15 protein-coding genes and 1 CRISPR repeat array are annotated in these 16,686 nt (G+C 40.8%); of the genes, 7 read left to right on the top strand and 8 right to left on the bottom strand.

Annotation, left to right across the window (positions count from 1 at the left end; all coding sequences use genetic code 11):
* Positions 1-602 precede the first annotated feature (602 nt).
* From HWQ37_RS21630 to HWQ37_RS21620, 3 genes are read left to right on the top strand one after another with little or no spacing between them, the layout of a single operon-like run.
* Positions 603-4,745: a DUF3466 family protein gene (locus HWQ37_RS21630; RefSeq protein ID WP_292750694.1), complete on the top strand. Its 4,143-nt coding sequence runs from the start codon at positions 603-605 to the stop codon at positions 4,743-4,745.
* A gap of 16 nt (positions 4,746-4,761) precedes the next feature.
* Complete coding sequence (locus tag HWQ37_RS21625) at positions 4,762-5,628, top strand: hypothetical protein (protein ID WP_292750693.1); 867 nt, start codon at positions 4,762-4,764, stop codon at positions 5,626-5,628.
* A gap of 29 nt (positions 5,629-5,657) precedes the next feature.
* Positions 5,658-6,488, top strand: coding sequence for a hypothetical protein (locus tag HWQ37_RS21620; protein WP_292750691.1), 831 nt, complete (start codon positions 5,658-5,660; stop codon positions 6,486-6,488).
* Positions 6,489-7,236: 748 nt separating this feature from the next.
* Here the strand turns inward: HWQ37_RS21620 and HWQ37_RS21615 are convergent.
* A complete protein-coding gene (locus tag HWQ37_RS21615) occupies positions 7,237-9,099 on the bottom strand; it encodes a DEAD/DEAH box helicase (RefSeq protein ID WP_292750689.1) in 1,863 nt (620 codons plus the stop codon).
* A 249-nt stretch (positions 9,100-9,348) separates the two neighbouring features.
* Between HWQ37_RS21615 and HWQ37_RS21610 the strand changes: the two genes are divergently transcribed.
* Entirely contained in the window at positions 9,349-9,705 is a 357-nt protein-coding gene (locus tag HWQ37_RS21610; RefSeq protein ID WP_292750687.1) for a hypothetical protein, read from the top strand.
* Positions 9,706-9,859: 154 nt separating this feature from the next.
* Here HWQ37_RS21610 and HWQ37_RS21605 read toward each other — a convergent pair whose 3' ends face one another.
* From HWQ37_RS21605 to HWQ37_RS21590, 4 genes are all read right to left on the bottom strand, one after another.
* Complete coding sequence (locus HWQ37_RS21605) at positions 9,860-10,468, bottom strand: hypothetical protein (protein WP_292750685.1); 609 nt, start codon at positions 10,466-10,468, stop codon at positions 9,860-9,862.
* A 138-nt stretch (positions 10,469-10,606) separates the two neighbouring features.
* Complete coding sequence (locus HWQ37_RS21600) at positions 10,607-11,209, bottom strand: tyrosine-type recombinase/integrase (protein WP_292750683.1); 603 nt, start codon at positions 11,207-11,209, stop codon at positions 10,607-10,609.
* Positions 11,210-11,537: 328 nt separating this feature from the next.
* Positions 11,538-11,681, bottom strand: a complete 144-nt coding sequence (locus tag HWQ37_RS21595) for a hypothetical protein (RefSeq protein ID WP_292750681.1) — start codon at positions 11,679-11,681, stop codon at positions 11,538-11,540.
* Positions 11,682-11,769: 88 nt separating this feature from the next.
* A complete protein-coding gene (locus HWQ37_RS21590; protein WP_292750679.1) occupies positions 11,770-12,360 on the bottom strand; it encodes a tyrosine-type recombinase/integrase in 591 nt (196 codons plus the stop codon).
* A gap of 82 nt (positions 12,361-12,442) precedes the next feature.
* On the opposite strand from HWQ37_RS21590, the gene HWQ37_RS21585 reads away from it, so the two are divergent.
* The 3 genes from HWQ37_RS21585 to HWQ37_RS21575 all read left to right on the top strand — a co-directional run bounded on the left by HWQ37_RS21585 (position 12,443) and on the right by HWQ37_RS21575 (position 14,214).
* Positions 12,443-12,634, top strand: coding sequence for a hypothetical protein (locus tag HWQ37_RS21585; RefSeq protein ID WP_292750677.1), 192 nt, complete (start codon positions 12,443-12,445; stop codon positions 12,632-12,634).
* A gap of 453 nt (positions 12,635-13,087) precedes the next feature.
* The gene (locus HWQ37_RS21580) at positions 13,088-13,435 is read left to right on the top strand and encodes a hypothetical protein (protein ID WP_292750675.1); all 348 of its coding nucleotides are present in this window, start codon (positions 13,088-13,090) and stop codon (positions 13,433-13,435) included.
* Positions 13,436-13,527: 92 nt separating this feature from the next.
* On the top strand, positions 13,528-14,214 hold the full coding sequence (locus tag HWQ37_RS21575; RefSeq protein WP_292750674.1) for an FIVAR domain-containing protein: 687 nt from the start codon (positions 13,528-13,530) through the stop codon (positions 14,212-14,214).
* Between the two features lie 275 nt (positions 14,215-14,489).
* Positions 14,490-15,174: a CRISPR direct-repeat array (repeat unit 38 nt; unit sequence GATTGCAATTAACCCAAATCCCTATTAGGGATTGAAAC).
* 139 nt (positions 15,175-15,313) lie between these two features.
* Here the strand turns inward: HWQ37_RS21575 and HWQ37_RS21570 are convergent.
* The 3 genes from HWQ37_RS21570 to HWQ37_RS21560 are packed head-to-tail and all read right to left on the bottom strand — an operon-like array spanning position 15,314 to position 16,263.
* A complete protein-coding gene (locus HWQ37_RS21570) occupies positions 15,314-15,565 on the bottom strand; it encodes a hypothetical protein (RefSeq protein ID WP_292750673.1) in 252 nt (83 codons plus the stop codon).
* 52 nt (positions 15,566-15,617) lie between these two features.
* Positions 15,618-15,842, bottom strand: a complete 225-nt coding sequence (locus HWQ37_RS21565) for a hypothetical protein (RefSeq protein ID WP_292750672.1) — start codon at positions 15,840-15,842, stop codon at positions 15,618-15,620.
* Between the two features lie 31 nt (positions 15,843-15,873).
* Positions 15,874-16,263 carry a hypothetical protein gene (locus HWQ37_RS21560; protein ID WP_292750670.1) on the bottom strand — a complete coding sequence of 130 codons (390 nt, stop codon included), beginning with the start codon at positions 16,261-16,263 and terminating at the stop codon, positions 15,874-15,876.
* Between the last annotated feature and the right edge of the window lie 423 nt (positions 16,264-16,686).

Genomic DNA, 16,686 nt, shown 5'->3' with positions numbered 1-16,686 from the left:
ATTCACTTGTCAAGCCAGAACTTTACCTAAAAAAAGCCAGCAATAAATTCCGTAAAGATTCGGTAGACTGAAACCGTAATATTATCTTATCTTCAATTCAGGTATCTGCATTATTCCAATATTCGAGGTTTGATAAATATATTTTTTTGGAGTTTATTCAAATTATTAAAGCTTGAGAATACCGAAATCATTTATTACCTTTTATTTTCCAAAGCCCGATAGCGCAACGTAAAGCCTACGGCATGGCTTCCTTCGCTTAGAGCGATGCAGGAGCGTACCGTCTGGACGACCAAAGGGAAGCCTTGCGGTTTAGACTCCCACTCAATGAAAGATTGAGTGGTTTCCGTTCAGGAGGGGTCTGAATCCCCTTTTGAACTGAACCTTCTGCCCTCTACCTTCTTCAACTTACGCTGATTTGGCAATTCCAGCATTCTAGCTTGTATGTTCAAGCTATTTTTTGATGTTGAACTAATGCTTGAGCAGATTTGGTACTGACTAACTAGAGAAATTAAGACTTGGATTTTATCACAACAAACTCTCAATAGATAATTAGACGGCTCAGTTTTTATTCACAATAATTTCTAATTAAAAAGATACAAATTATGCCAAACTCTGATATTATCCTCACTGATGTCTCTTCATCTCAAGCAGGGTTATTACCATCTTCTCTGACAGGAACATCTTTCAGTAGTACTTCAGAGAATAATTCTTCGTCATTAATAGGGTTACAAACAACATCTCCAACCAGTAGTGCCTCTGGTCTAGTTGACTATAATCAGGAAACTCTTACTAACTACAGTAATTCTGTTAGTACTATCTCTGATAGTTTACCGTTATTCAATCAATCAGTTATTTATACATCTATTCCATCTCAATCACTTGCGAACAATCTGACATCTGATTTTGACCCACTTACTGGAAGTAGTCAAAATCTGTCACGTACTTCCATTACTAGTAACGATTCTCTTTTAAATTCTACTTCAGTATTCAAGGGAAAGTTTGGTAGTTTCGATAATCATAAAAATTTCCAATTAACTCTACAAGATGCTAATGGAAAATCAGAAAGCTTTTCTCTGACTGGACATGGTGAAGGTGAAGTTTTTCAAACTGACCTTGGTGAGCAAATTATTTTCACTGGTACTGATGGAACTACAATTGTCCAAATCTCAGCATCCAATAATCTTCAATTTGGTGATTACATAGGTTCTTCGCTGAAAGTGCAAACAGAAGGTAGTATTACATCTGGCAATATTACCCTCAAAAATACTGCTCTTGACAACAGTCCTGGACTAAGTTTGCAATCAGGATTGAGTGAATTACAAAGTGCGACCAGTGGTAGTTACAGTATCACTGACCTCAGCACTCTATTTGGAAGCAATTATAACTATGCTTTCACTACAGGGATCAATGACTCTGGTCAAATTGTTGGTAATTTCAGTGACAATGATGGTCAGACTCATGCTTTCCTTTATAGTGATGGGCAAATGACTGATCTCGGTTTCTTATCTGGGGGCTTTACAAGTCAAGGTAAAGCTATTAACAACTCTGGTCAAATTGTTGGTACTGCCACTACCAGTGATTACATGGATCACGCTTTTCTCTATAGTGATGGTAAGATGACTGACCTCGGTAATTTGATGGGTAGCGGCTATACCTATGCTGCGGATATCAACAACTCTGGTCAAGCTGTTGGTATTCACAACGTCAATGGGGGTGGTGATTACCACGCTTCTCTCTACAGTGACGGAAAAATAACTGACCTTGGTACTTTTCTTAGAGGCAATTATAGCGAAGCTACAGCTATTAATGACGCTGGTCAAGTTGTTGGTTATTCCAATAAAGCGGATTTTCTCGACGGTATTAATGAAATGACTGGTAGGGCTTATAGCAGCGAACCTGGGCTTCATGAATGGCGTTATTTCAACTACCAAACCCACGCTTTTCTCTACAATAATGGACAGATGACTGACCTCGGCACTTTGCCCGGAGGCACTGACAGCAAGGCTACTGATATCAACAACGCTGGTAAAATCGTTGGTTCTTCTACGACTAATGATGGCTATGGCCACGCTTTTCTCTATAGTAATGGGCAGATGACTGACCTTGGCACTGTGTCTGGGAATAGCTCTAGTTATAGTTATGCTGAAGCTATTAATGATGCTGGTCAAATCATTGGTTATTCCAGTGATGTAAGACACCCTTTCCTCTACAAAGATGGCAAAATAGCTGACCTCAACAGTTTGATTTCATCAAACTCAGGCTGGACTTTATCATACGCTACAGACATTAACAATAGAGGGCAGATATTGGGAAGTGGACTGATTGGAGGACAATATCACGCTTTCCTTCTTAGTCCCATTTCTACAACAGTAACACCCAAATATGGCATCACTGTAGGCAATATTTCTACTCAAGGTAGTTCTGTTTTCTTGCAGGGACTTAAGATTAATCTCACTGGCTCCAAAGTTGTCACCAAAGGCGGCAATATTACTCTTGATGGCCCCACAATCCTCAATAGCAGTACTGGTGCTTACACTTTTAACTCTGCTAAATCTACTGCTACTTCCAAGGGCGGCGATATTACCTTCAAAAATACTGTCGATAGTAACAGTGCAGGTGCTTCATCCCTCAGTCTGACAGGAGGTTTGGGCAATATTACTTTCAATAATGCAGTTGGTGGTAATGCTAGTCTTAAGGACTTGACAGTTAATAGTGCTAAAACTTTCACGGCTAATGGTGATATCACCAGTCAAGGCAATATTACTCTAAATGCTATTGATGACATTACCACAGCTTCTTTGTCTAGTACTGACTCAGGTAATGTAAATATTTCTTTAGGTAAAATTGGTGACAAAAAATACGATTCTAAAGGCGATGTCACTACTGGTAATATCACTGCTAAACAAGTAGATATTTTGAGTGATGGGGCTTTCAGAACACAGGGTGATATTCAGACCCAAGATGGTGATGTAAATATTACTGCTCTTAAAGATGTTGTTGTTCACAACATTACTTCCACAAATGCTGGAATTAGTCTGATTAGTGCTACTAAGGCTATTACTGCCACTGGGGAAATTATTGGTGATTATGGTGTAACTGCTCTAGCCAAACAGAACATCACCACCGAGAAAATTAAGTCTGCCAATGATGTAGTTCTTCTTAACTCCAGTCAAGGTGCGGTTACTGTCAATGGTTCAATTACCAGTAATAGTGATGTTTCTCTTGGGGCTTTTAAAGATGTAGTTGCTCAAGATATTACATCACAAAATGGTAAGGTTGCTTTGATTAGCAGCAGTCGTAATGTTAAAGCCCAAGGTGCGATCGCTAGCGTTGATAATGTGACTCTTGGTGCTGCCAAGAATGTATTTGCTCAAAAGATTACATCAGCATACGGTACAGTTGCTTTAGTAGCTAGCCAAGAGAATGTCGTTGTCTCTGGCGAGATTAATAGTGGTAGTCACGTAGCCATACAAGCTAATCAGAAAGTTACTACAGGTAAAATCAATTCTCAGTGGGGTACAGTTGCCCTAATTGCCAAGCAAGGTACTGTTACTACACAAGGCGATATTACTACCAATAACGGTGATGTATATATCTCTTCTGTTGGCAATGTTATTAGCCAAAACATCATCTCAAACGGTGGAGTAATTGCGATCACCAGTTCTCAGGGAGCAGTCAAAACTGGATATCTCCGCTCTGACGGAAATCACACTGGTGGTAAAATTTATGTACAAGCTAATGGTTCAGTTAGAGTTACTGGTTCTGTCTCCATTAACAATGCTAACTACAGCATATACACTGGTGTCGATAAAAAAGGATTGATTAGTATTGCTTACGAAAGCGGCGTTCTTAAATCTAATAAGTCCAAGTTCGTTATTGGGAATGCAAAGAGCAATGGCACCGCAGCACGCATCTACGGACCTTATGCATTAAAGGATGAGGTTCCAAACATATTTGAACTTCTTAAAGATTCTGGTGTTCTATTATTTCGGGTAATAGAGGAAATTTTCAAAGGAAATGATAATCAACCTACAACAAATCCATCACACGTAGCTGATATCAATCCGATTACAGGAAATCCTTACAGTAATCAAAGAGAACGTGAGCTAGTTGAGCAATTAAAAATAGCACAGCAGAGGGAGCTAAATGTTCTTATACATAACAAAAACAATCCAGAGAGGATAACAGAACAGGAGGTTTTTACTAAAGGTAAAGTAGAGCCGGAACATGGATGCTTTAATCTTGAATTAGATCGGCATTTAGGTGATAAGGTAAACATTAATAACCTAGATTTAGGTAAAGACGTAACACATAGTAAATATGCTACCTACATCACTGGTTCGCCTGGTGACTACCTCGTGATAACTCCCTCAGGATTACCGGCATTTTACGATGGGCTAGTCAGAGCGGAGGGAGCCATAGTTAACAATGGGAATGGGTCGGAACCTGTTGGATCGGTAGCAGAAGTAAAAACAGGATATAGATGGTTGAAGAAATATTTACTGCTTCCTGGCGATTCAAACTATATTCCTCCTACTGAACAAGAAAAATTTATATTTAGAAAAATGATCAGCCAGATAGACAAAGAAGCAGAGGTAGCTAAAGATTGCGGACTTCAATACTTCATGTGTTTTAGTGACAAAGAAGCTGGTTTAGCTGCCAGGGATATGTTTGAATACAAGCAGCCTCCCCGTACTATAAATTCAGTTGCGGTTCACCATATTCGATTCCCTCGTTCTTTCTGAGGACAAAAACAACTCAATGTTTGATAGATACTACAATTTCACCACTTGTATTCGGTCGAATAATCTTGCTGCCATTGCAGATGCAATGACCCACATCTTGGAGCAGGAAGAAGGTTGCCGTCGTCTCACTCATCTGCCGGAGATCACAATTGACTCAGAACAACTGCGTTATCTTCCTGCTTGGGAGCGACCGCGCTTATGGCTCATCAGCTTATGCAGAGGTGAAGACGGATGGACAATTGTGAAAACTTGGCCAAACGAGTTATTTTGTGCGCGGGTAGAAGGTGTTACTCGCCCCCGACTATCAGCGTTAGCAATGCAGTTGGGGTGTGATGTTTTTCATTTTCGGGTAGTTCGTGACATTTGCGGAATCTTGCTGGAAGCCGATGCAACTGGTCATATCTTCCTTTCTGGTTGGAATGATTACGAAGGAGCTAATAGTTTAGATGAAACCCATCTATTTTACGACGAACAAATTAATGCACCTGAGCCAATTTCACAGTTTTCTCTGTTAACAGTGCCACAGCCAATGCAGGAAGCGATGCGAGTACATGAAAACCCAGAAATTGCAAGAATTGAAGCTGAGTATGAGCGGTTGTTGGCAGAAGACCCACAATCAGAGTTATTGATTAACCTACAAGATGAAGTAGAAAAGGGTTATGCCGAACGCATTGATAACGCTTTGGCGGAAGTAATAGACAAATCTAAATCCTGCTGGTATTTGCGTGATTTACTTTACTATGTTTACGCCGAACCACAACAGCTAGAAGATAAGGGAGCGCAACTGTTGTATTTCCAACCCCCAACTACGTACAATCCTCATCCCGTCATCCTGCTACCACCTGAGCCTCTGTCTGAAGATGATGAGGATGAATCTTTCTAATCTTTCCTTGTCAGAATAGGAGGTTGTCATTGTTTATCGAATTCCGAAATTACACTACTTGTATCCAGTCAAATAATTTAGATTCAATTGAACTGGCCATAACCCGCATCTTTGAGCTTGAAGGTTGCCGTCGCATTTCCCAACCACCTCAACCCTTATCAAATGAGGAATTGCGCCAAACTCCCTGGCTGCTATTACCCGACCTATGGATTGTCGGACTGTTCGTTAGCACTCCGGGATGGACTATAGTGAAAACCGAACCGAATGAACTACTATGCCGTCGAGCTAGAGGTGCTTCTCGCCCTCGCCTATCAGAACTAGCTATGCAAATTGATTGCAATGCTTTTCACTTCGGCGCATACGGTCACAATGGTATCCTTCTGGAAGCAGATGCTATGGGTCAGACGTTTATTTCTGGTACAGTTGACCGTATAGAAGAAGAAGAAAACCAGTTTTATGAGGAAGAGATTAATAGACGTGGACGCTCACAGTTCTTCTTACTAGATATGCCAGAGGAAATACAGGCAGTTGTGAAACCTCCTTCTCCCGAACAGCAACAGGAGAAAGACAGAAGGCTGTCAGAATTAGATATGTTGATAGGAACCGAGGAGGAGCCATTTGATGCCCAATTTGAAATTGCAGAATTACTCAAGGGACATTATCGGCGAATAGATGAAGCTTTAGAGCCTCTGCTGGGGGGTTCCCCCTCTTATTGGCATCTCTGGAAGAATAATTTGTTTTATCTAGCTTACACCCAGCAACAGCAACTTGCTGCGGACGGGGCACGGTTGCTGTATTTCCAACCTGCCGAACATTATCGGCAACTTGACCCTCTGTACGAAATTGAAGCATGTTATTAAGATTTCTGTGCTTGTTAGTTTGCAAATAGCCTCTCGCGCTCTGCTGACAGCCACGTTCAGTAAATTAGGTCAATGATTAATAAACCATAGACTCTGCGACCGCTCATCTCGTTGAATGTGATAAATATTAAAATGGATTTTTCCCGTCCCAATCCCAATTAAAATGCTCAAACCGTTTGGGATGGTTGAGTCGATGAGCGATCGCCTCAGCTTCTCCCATAACTAAAGAGCGATATCTGCGGTGGGCTGTGACGCTCCTGCGTCGCTAACGCTACGCTATCGGTGATGCACCCCTTCTTGCTCAAAGTCGTCAAACATCATTCCCAATATTGGGAATGACTTTGTGAATGTGTCCCACCCAATACTCGTTTTTAAATCACAACCACAACCGTTGCGATCGCAGATGCCCAGGCAGTCTCAAAATTGCAGACTTCTAAGCAATTTAAAAAAACTATGAATTGGGAGAAAGCAAAGTACATCAAACAATTTCGTACCAAATTGGGTTAATCACCAACTTAGTGAATCCAACCTGCTTTCTTAAGTAAATTTCGCAGCACAACAAATCAAGTCTATTTTCATTGGGTTGTTTTCTCGGATTAAAGCAATGGGCATAATTGGCTACTCTCATCCTTGAGATTTAGCACTCTCCGGCTCACTAGCACTGTTTTGTAGGGACTTTAAAAAACATCATTCCCAGTCTGAGAATGACTCCAATTTACAACTCTAATTTTCTTTCCTCTCGGTTAGGTCAGGAATAACTAACTGTGTCTAACTGAGTAATCCACTGCGTAATTTGTCCGCGCCTCTCAGCACTTACCAGATCAATCGCGGCTTTAATCGCTGGTTTTTTATAGATTTCCCATAAATCAGAAATCATCTCAATGTCTTCACAGATTTCCAGGTCACTCGCTATTACTGCCAGATTTTCTTCGGTCAGCCATTCCTTCATTTCGTTATCATACTGTGCTTTCATTTGGTTGAGTCTGTCTTTTTCTAAACCAGACAAATTACTCCAAATAACTTTCTTCACATTGTCTGGACGACGAGACATAATTCGAGTTACATCTTCCCATTCAGTAGCAATGCGTACTTTGAAGGTTAAATATTCTATGCTCTTGTCAAATGTTTCTTCTGAGCAATCAAGTAGTTGAATAGCGTAAAGTAGCTCTGTTAGAGTTAGTTCTTGGCAATTTAAGAACCAGCCTCTAATGGTGGAATTGTAAAAAAACAATTTTTTCCCTTCGCTCCGAAATTTCCGCTTTTTAGCTTCAATAATTGGGCGCAGTAAAACAGGACGGACTTCTGGAGGAACTTCTTTAAATTCAATCTCGTTGCTAGAAACAATCACTGGTATTCCACTATTTTCTATTCCAGAATCCTCTGACAATATCCACTTAAAAGATTCGCCGCAGTTGGGACAATCCGCCTCATATTGAGTCACAAACTCTGCTAGAGTGGAATTAAAGTATTCTTTAGTCCGAATTAAGGCTGGCATTGGTTTGAAAACATGGTGACAGTGCGGGCAGCATCTCACCCCAAGGCTATCCGGGTCACAGGATATCGGATCAAGGCTCCATTCCCTGTTGTCACAGGGACGACCAAGCCGAAACCAGTTATCAGTCATGTCTAGGACAGTTGCATATTCCTTAAACGGTGCAGGGCGTAATATTCTGCCAATCATTTGCAACCAGAGAGTAACACTACTGGTGGGACGAGCAATCACCGCAGCAAGTGAGTCAGGACAATCAAATCCCTCAGTCAGAATTGCACAATTGCTAATCACCTGCGTCTGACCATTACGAAATCTATCTAAAATTGCAAAGCGCTCAGAGTGTGGTGTATCTCCATCAAGATGCTCACAGGTGATGCCATCTGCACGAAATACTGCTGCGATCTCTTGAGAATGCTTGACGTTGACCGCAAAAATAATTGTCTTTTTACCAGCACAAAATTTTTTCCACTGCTTTAACACCTCAGCCGGTTTGTAATCAGAAGCAACTTCTTCTAATTCTTTTCTGGTGAAGTCACGTTTTTTAGGGACTTTGTGTTTGGCATATTTAAAGCCAGCGATTAACTTGTAATCTGTCAAATATCCAAGGGCTATTAATTCTTGGGTCTTAATTGAGCAAATCAGGTGGTCGAAAATATCTCGCAGTCCGTAACCATCTTCACGTCTTGGTGTCGCTGTCAATCCCAAAATGAGTGCATCTGGATAAGCATCTAGCAATTTACGGTAACTATTAGCTGAAGAATGGTGAGCTTCATCAATAATGACAACCTTCGCTATTGGGTAAGTTTGGCGACGAAAAAGAGTTTGGATACTGGCTACTTGAATTAAGGAATCAGTTGGCTTGTATCCTGCTTTAATGATTCCTGGTTGTACTTTTGTGGCTGCCGTCAGTTTCTCGCTGGCCTGGAGAATTAATTCCTCCCTGTGCGCCACTACCAACACACCTTCACCTTGGGCTATAAATTCAGATGCGATTGCAGCAAAGATAATAGTCTTGCCGCCACCCGTACTCAGTTGCAATAATACTTTTCTAATTCCACAAGACCAAGCAGTAAAAGTTTTTGAAACTAAATCTTGTTGGTAATCGCGCAGAATCAACATATATGTTTGTATGTCGCTCCTTGTTCAAATTGCAATTTGCTTTATTGACTGCTTTCTTTATAACCTTCCTCTTCACCTGAGTTCATAAGATTTACTTGAATAGATCGGATGATGAAGGCGCTTAGAGGGCAAACAGAAACGCCCAAAGCGATCGCGCATAAGTTAATTATCAAAAAATAAGGTTTCTTTTATAGTACAAATATACTATAATATGATTGCATATTTCAAATAAAAAATTGAGGAATAGATATGACAAAACCTCGTAAGAATAAACGCAACCAGAAGAATGGATTTGACCCCAAACTCATGACACCACAACAAGAAACTCTCAACCGCAAAATCATCCAACGGTACAACCTTCTTGCAGAACAAGAGGCAGTCTCAATGGGGTTTCCACCCATTACAGGAAGTGAATGCCTTTGGGGTGTTCTTTTAGATTTCAAAGCTGGACGTAGTGACAAAGAGGGTTTTAAATGGTTTAAGCAAATGGTCAACAAGTGCCAGTGCGATCCCGAACATTTAGGCAAATTGTACGAATCGATTCACTCAAAACTGGCAATGTACGACCAACTAATGGATAACGAATGCAAACGTTTAGGAATTTAAACGGTAGATTGCATTCCCATTTAGTCAAACTATAATTAGTTAAAAATAAATCTGTAAAGCTAATTGATCCTCAGTTAATACTTACACTCAACTGAGGATCAATTAGATTTTTATGATGGTTTGGATTTAAACGGTATGTCTATTTCTTTTTGACTTACCCTTTTTGAGAAGCTGTTAACCTACGCTTGATCAGCAAACCTATGCTACCAGCAACTACTAAACCAACGATATTGGGAGATTCAGGGACAGATACAGAACGTTCCTGCTGAGTCACTCTTCCAAACGATACAAAGCCATCGCCGCTTCCAGAATCACCTACACCAAAAATATTTTTACCTACTATCGAACGCGAATCACCCAAGGGATAGGAATATAAGTCAAAATATACATTTGGAGGCGCGGGGTTATCAAAGGCATCTATTAATAAACCTGGTTTGTTTTCATTACCACCAGAAAAGAAAACTTCCAATCTGTTGACAATTAAATTTTGGGATTCAATAGTGGAATTTAAAATCTCTTGAAAACCACCTAAATTATAATCAAAGTCAGTAACCCTAAAAGGTTTTCCCACCCCATCAAGTTCAATTAATGCTGGATCATAACTATAGAAACCCTTATAACTTTCTCCAGCTAAACTACCCGCATCAAAATCAATAGTTAGATCGTAGGTAACTGTAGCCGCTTCTGTCGGTTTAGCTGGAATTACACCAAAGCTCAAGATCATGCTAGCGATGGCACAGATGCATTTTTGGGACTTGTTCATATAAGTAAATTCTTCTGAAAATGTATTTCTCAGTTTTTTCTTTATTTAGAATAAAAATAGACCACAGCATAAGGTAAACTTTTGGTATTATACAGTCAAACCTCTGAATTTTTTCATAAGGCTCTTTGAGTCAAAATTTTACAAATCACCCCAATCAAAATTCAGGAAACGTCGAGCGTTGAGCTTGGTATATTTTTCAGTGTGTTTGATATCCCGGTGTCCGAGGAAGTCTTGAATTTCTCTGGTGTTGTAACCCTGATTTACCAAATAGTAACCGCAGGCGTGGCGCATCATGTGACAGTGTACCTTGATATCAAGCCCCGCCTGTACCGCCAGCCGCCCAAGCAGCTTTCGCACCGCATCAGTAGACATCACCTCACCGCGCTCAGAAACGAAAATATATTTGCTATCTGGAAACATCTCTCTGAGTTCTTTGAGCAAAACTAATTCATCGTCTCTCAAGGGATGCACCCCAGAATCGCTGCCCTTTTCCCTGGTGATGAAAATCTGACGTTCGCCCCACATCAGTGCATCCCATCTTAAACCGCACTTAGCCCCTACAGCTTCCCCTACCCTCAGACCGTGGCGAAACATGAGCAACATCAGTGTATAATCACGGTGAGAATAACGAGCTTTGCGCTCAAGTGCGGCATCGAGTAGCGATCGCACTTCGCTTGGTGTAAGGTATTCTCTAGACCTGTAGTGCTTGTTGGGTAGACGAGTTGGGGGTGGCAGCCTCATTTATTCTTGGTGGTAGTGTCCGGTGTACGCGTCAAAATATGGACACTAACTATTGTCCCAAACCCTGATCCTTTCGTGAAGCAACACACCTGAACTGACCTCAGTTAAGTATTACTTATCATTCACACCTATCAAAATCCCAATTTCACCCCCATCGATAAGTTTGGCAAATATCTATCCTTTCTATACAAGGCTTGGGGCCACTCCAAGTAGTGCCAACTTGATTGCTGATTTTTAGCACTACCTTTGGTTAGAGTCAGAAAATATGGATAAGCATATTTTGTTGTCATGCAAGGATAATTGACTTATCCATCCTCAGAATTGTTAATCAATTTAAGCGGTTTTTTGCAGCAGTAGTTAAAATCTTGCTTTTGAGATGTGTAGGAGTAGCAGCGATCGCAGGTACCATTTTTCCCAAAATTGGGAAAAGCGATCGCTCTTCGTAAGAAGAGCGAATTTCTGATAGAGGCAATCAAGTCTGCGTTGGGCAAACCAACAACCACCACACCCACGGACACACCCTCCCTGGTTGGTTGACGTTTTTCAAGTTCCTTTAAAATTTACCAACTCCAATTCAATTTCTCAAATCCTTTAGGTGCAGGAAGATATTTAATAGTATTCGCCGGGTTTTTATGACCAAGCCAAGCCTGGATATCTTGAATTGGAGTTCCTTTATTTGCAAGAAAATAAGTACAACTGTGTCGCATCATGTGTGGATGTATTCTAATCTCCAACCCTGCAATTTGAGCTACGCGAGTGAAGATTTTTCCTAGCCCATGAACTGATAGATGCTCACCACGCTCTGGCAGGAATACGAAAGTACTTTTAGGATAAAGATTTCTCAAAATAACTAATGATTCTACCTCATCTGGTTGGAGAGGATGCTTACCGCTATCACCTCCCTTCAATCGGTTTATATTTATTTGTTTTGCATCCAAGTCAACCATATCCCATTTCAAAGTAGTCGCTTCAGTCGCCCTAAAACCATGTCTGAACATCAACAAAATTAGGCACTGATCGCGCTCTTTATATCTGCCCCTAGCCCCAGCAGCTTTGATTAAAGCCAAAATTTCATTAGGCTCTAAATATTCTCGATCACGATAAGTTGCGTTACTCTGGCGCTGTTTTTTACTTTCAATTTTAGTTAACATAGTTTATCGAAAAAGTCAAACTGTCACATTACTGATAGTAATGTAACAGTTTTATTTTCTAGTTCTAACGAAAAAAATTGTAATGTTTAATCTAGTAGCGCAACTAGACAACCAGATAGACCGTTATATGCCGGATAAACCCATTCGCCCCCAATTAAATATCAGGCTAGACAAACACCCCGGACTCCTGGACGAAATTAAACAAGCAGCCAGCGATGGCTACGCCGGTTCGCTTGCGACCATCGCAACATTACCGCCAGCCAATTCATCCTAGATGCAATTCTCACCGCACTGGGTAAACCAATTACTACCACACCCACCGACACGCCGTCTCTAGAGGCAATTCTGGCGGAAGTAGACGAACTTATATACGCTAAACTAGACCAACGCTTGGGGGAGTTTGAGCGGCGGTTGCTAGCACAATTTAGACAAGATGATAGACAGGCAGCGACAGAGGAAAATAGACAAGTTATTGAAGAAACTAGACCAGAAGATAGACCAGAGACTAGACCCGACTAGAAGGAAATACGCGATCGCATTTTACGATCCTTGAGGGTAAAAGTCGCCACCACGTCGCCCCAGTTCAAAACCGCAACAAAAGTGCTAGACAGGTTTATTTCTGAACTAGAGGCAGATGCAAAACCGCCACCAAAAGAATAATCCCTCAACCAATCTGAAGGGGGGGATTTTTGGTAAAATATTCCAAATAATTCTCAAGGTTAGTAGGATGAAATCAGAGGCATTAGAGCTATGTCATCAAGAGTTTAAAAACAATTCCGTGAGGTTTTTGTTAGCAATCGCAATTGAGCCTGGGTATTTTCAAAGCTTTGAAGAGATAGTGCAGGCTGTCTCACTTGAAAGTGCTATCCCATACAAAGATTTAGCATCTTATCAAAAAGACTTTCTTCGTAGCTGGGATGAGGTTTATGAAAAGGCTTGTGCTGAGGCTTACCGACGTGAAAACCGAGAAAGTCCTAACTTGAACTGGTTTGAGCAAATGCAACAGTGCCACCAGAAGAATGAACTACTCACTACAGGTAATTTTAGTGGAGACGTGAGGGAGAGGAAACTATGACTAAATTAAGCAAACCTAAATCTTCAATGGAACGCCTTGAGCCTCGCTTCTCTACGAGACGCTCCGCGAACGCCTGAGCTTGGATATGAGTGATGAGTAAACACCTTCATCTGTGGGAAAAACTCAATGAACGGCAGCAAGCCACACTCACTGCCATTTACCGTACTGACCAGTCGGTGGAGGCAGCAGAAAAAGAAGGTTGGCGATTAGGTTCAATCAGAGAGAAAGCATCTGTATGGCGTAATCTGCAATATTATTTTGAGCCAACAAGCCACGAAACTTTATTGCATAAGTTGCTATCCCTTGCTGGTGTAGTTGACCAGGGATTAGGTTCCACTCTTCAAGTTTTGGAACGACACAAGTTAAAGGAAATTAACAGACTTTTTTTATTATTTAATCAAGCAAATGATAAACTCGGAGAAGTCCCTAAACTCATGGCAGAACAATCCAAAGTACAGCAAAATTTTCATGCCCCAGTCTACGGAGTCGCTGGAAATGTTGAAGGCGATTTTAACAACTATTTGCCAGAGCAGAAACAAAATCTGGCTGAGGCAGCAGCAGACATTCAAAAAATTCTCAATCAACTAGCTCAAACTAATCCAACAACAGACGTAGTTACAGAAGCGATTCATCAAGAAATTAAACGCAATCCCACACTAAAAGCCAGATTGATATCTGCGCTAGAAGCAGGAGTACTGGAAGGATTAAAGACATTTGTTAACCATCCACTTTTCAATATTCCGGCTGAAACGATAAAAGGATTCCTAGAAGCTGAATAGGTGATGCTTTGTAGTAGGGTTTGAAATCAGACTTGTTTTTTTCCCAAAATGCGCGGATAGGTAGGTGTGCAAAATAACAATCCGTAAAAAATCGCTGTATTGCCTTATATATAAGCACTTGAGAGTTAAAGTATTACTAAATCATCCGCGCACTTTATCTAGACTGCCTTTCAGCGATTTACATCTAGTCAAATGAGTAACAGCCATGTTATAATTTTTGCATTCGCGCTATTGAACCTTGAAAACCAAATACAGCAAAGCTTTCAGATGCTGTCCATTGCAATTGACCCAAATCCCTATTAGGGATTGAAACAACCGATCGAAGTTAGTCCCACAAGACGAAAATTGCAATTGACCCAAATCCCTATTAGGGATTGAAACTACAAATAGATGCAGAAATAGCAGCAACCTTGCCTAAATTGCAATTGACCCAAATCCCTATTAGGGATTGAAACTATTCCCAATGAACAGACAAGAAGCACTTAACAGATTGCAATTGACCCAAATCCCTATTAGGGATTGAAACTCGGCATTAGCAGCACGGGCTTGACTGGTTTCAGCAAAATTGCAATTAACCCAAATCCCTATTAGGGATTGAAACCCTTTATTCTTAACGATAATTGTCGATATTACATTGCAATTAACCCAAATCCCTATTAGGGATTGAAACTACTGCGTGAGCCAAAGTTTTGCGTCTGCAATCCGATTGCAATTAACCCAAATCCCTATTAGGGATTGAAACTCAATGACAGAGTGTAAATGCGATCGCATTTGTGATTGCAATTAACCCAAATCCCTATTAGGGATTGAAACAGTAGTACTATTACTCCTGGGGAAGTAACATATACGATGATTGCAATTAACCCAAATCCCTATTAGGGATTGAAACCCCACGGTAAGTTGAATATCGGGGCGGGTGGTGGATTGCAATTAACCCAAATCCCTATTAGGGATTGAAACAGCAGCTTGGTCAACCAACTCCTTTGTGAGGTCATAGAAGTTATGCTCTAAAATTTTCAATCGGCATAACTTTTGTAATTCCCATGCTACCCAAAAAACTGGTTTTCCCAATTTTGGGAAAATATTTGTAGTGCGGATTTTAGTTGCCTATTTCTGCCAGTTGGCATTGAATCTCCCAAGTTAGCCCTTCAAAGTCAGGCATATTTTCCTCTCTATCACGCGAGTAAGCGCTTGGTTCTATGCCGATAACTTCAGTTCCCACACGCACATCTGCTACGTGATTCATTCGGCTGCATAAGGGCATTGCAAGTGTATCCCCTATTTTTTTGTAGGTGTCTTCGCCGTTTGGAAAACAAAATAAATCGCCGCTCTGTAAATCTGAGAATTTCATACAACTAACAAGTTTTACTCTTTTTGGTTGGGTGATAACTCAACGTATCAGATTACAAATCTGAACTACTTGGTTGCAATAGGGCCTGTTGAATCTGCTTGTCGGTTGCTAACTCCATTGGGTTAATATCTTCATTAAGAACAAAAATCCCTTCTTCTAATTCAACCAAATCACCCACTGAAAATTGACAATCAGCATCCATTGCCGGGTGCATCATCATCCAAGCGTCGTGACTGGCTAACTGTTTTCCATTTGGCATGAAAACTTTGTGGATCATGAGTATTCCTCCAAAATGCAGCACACGGACATTAAAAGGATAACTTATCGATTTGCGCCCTCATGTAAGCTAGGGCTGATTGAGTATCTGGGAATGGTAAGCTTTCTTGTAGCACCATTTCTGACTGCACGGGTACATATAATTCAGCCAAGTAGCAGCCAAGGCGTAGCTCAAACCACACGTCAATAATGCAGCCTTTATACCAACCTTGCGAATAGTATTTATCGATCTGTTTCTTCATGTAAGCTACAGCCGATTGAATATCTGAGAATGCTTGCCTTTGTTGCATCAACATTCTGTTGCGTACCGGGGCATATAATTCAGCCAAATAGCATCTGCGCCTATCATCGCGCCAAACATCAATACTACAGCCAAAGTATTTCTCGGAGTGCTTTAAATCCTCGGACAGTAAATCAATCATGGTGAACACCCATTTGCTTATCTTCTAGTAAACCAGAAAACCATCCAGGATTACCCAGATGGTTGGTGAATTATTCCCAATTTTGGGAAATGTTTTTGGTCTCGGCTTTGTTATCTACATCAGCTTCTATATTTCTTGCGCTCGTTTTTCAAACCAAATTAAGAACTGCGGAAAAGTTTTAGGATTAATAACCTGATCTACAGGGAACTCATGGAGGTATGCGTAGCGGCTAAAATATATGCCTAAGCGGGCTATCGGTTTGATATCTGGTTCAAATCGTCTTTCAATTAGCGATAGAACGTAGTATCCGAGCAATTGATCAAAAGCCTTGCGCTCAAAAGTAAATTTGTTTATTGTTTTGATATCTAGGTTCTTGCGTTACTTTTATGGAAAATTAATACTAAAGTGCCAGTTTAATAAACT

Source organism: Nostoc sp. NMS4, from assembly GCF_017115095.1.
In the GTDB taxonomy this organism is placed as follows: domain Bacteria; phylum Cyanobacteriota; class Cyanobacteriia; order Cyanobacteriales; family Nostocaceae; genus Nostoc.
This window is presented reverse-complemented; position numbering and strand designations above follow the sequence as displayed.

Coding starts and splice junctions, on each gene's coding strand:
- HWQ37_RS21630 (WP_292750694.1), top strand. CDS start 603: ATGCCAAACTCTGATATTATCCTCACTGATGTCTCTTCATCTCAAGCA.
- HWQ37_RS21625 (WP_292750693.1), top strand. CDS start 4,762: ATGTTTGATAGATACTACAATTTCACCACTTGTATTCGGTCGAATAAT.
- HWQ37_RS21615 (WP_292750689.1), bottom strand. CDS start 9,099: ATGTTGATTCTGCGCGATTACCAACAAGATTTAGTTTCAAAAACTTTT.
- HWQ37_RS21610 (WP_292750687.1), top strand. CDS start 9,349: ATGACAAAACCTCGTAAGAATAAACGCAACCAGAAGAATGGATTTGAC.
- HWQ37_RS21605 (WP_292750685.1), bottom strand. CDS start 10,468: ATGAACAAGTCCCAAAAATGCATCTGTGCCATCGCTAGCATGATCTTG.
- HWQ37_RS21600 (WP_292750683.1), bottom strand. CDS start 11,209: ATGAGGCTGCCACCCCCAACTCGTCTACCCAACAAGCACTACAGGTCT.
- HWQ37_RS21590 (WP_292750679.1), bottom strand. CDS start 12,360: ATGTTAACTAAAATTGAAAGTAAAAAACAGCGCCAGAGTAACGCAACT.
- HWQ37_RS21585 (WP_292750677.1), top strand. CDS start 12,443: ATGTTTAATCTAGTAGCGCAACTAGACAACCAGATAGACCGTTATATG.
- HWQ37_RS21580 (WP_292750675.1), top strand. CDS start 13,088: ATGAAATCAGAGGCATTAGAGCTATGTCATCAAGAGTTTAAAAACAAT.
- HWQ37_RS21575 (WP_292750674.1), top strand. CDS start 13,528: ATGAGTAAACACCTTCATCTGTGGGAAAAACTCAATGAACGGCAGCAA.
- HWQ37_RS21570 (WP_292750673.1), bottom strand. CDS start 15,565: ATGAAATTCTCAGATTTACAGAGCGGCGATTTATTTTGTTTTCCAAAC.
- HWQ37_RS21565 (WP_292750672.1), bottom strand. CDS start 15,842: ATGATCCACAAAGTTTTCATGCCAAATGGAAAACAGTTAGCCAGTCAC.
- HWQ37_RS21560 (WP_292750670.1), bottom strand. CDS start 16,263: ATGATTGATTTACTGTCCGAGGATTTAAAGCACTCCGAGAAATACTTT.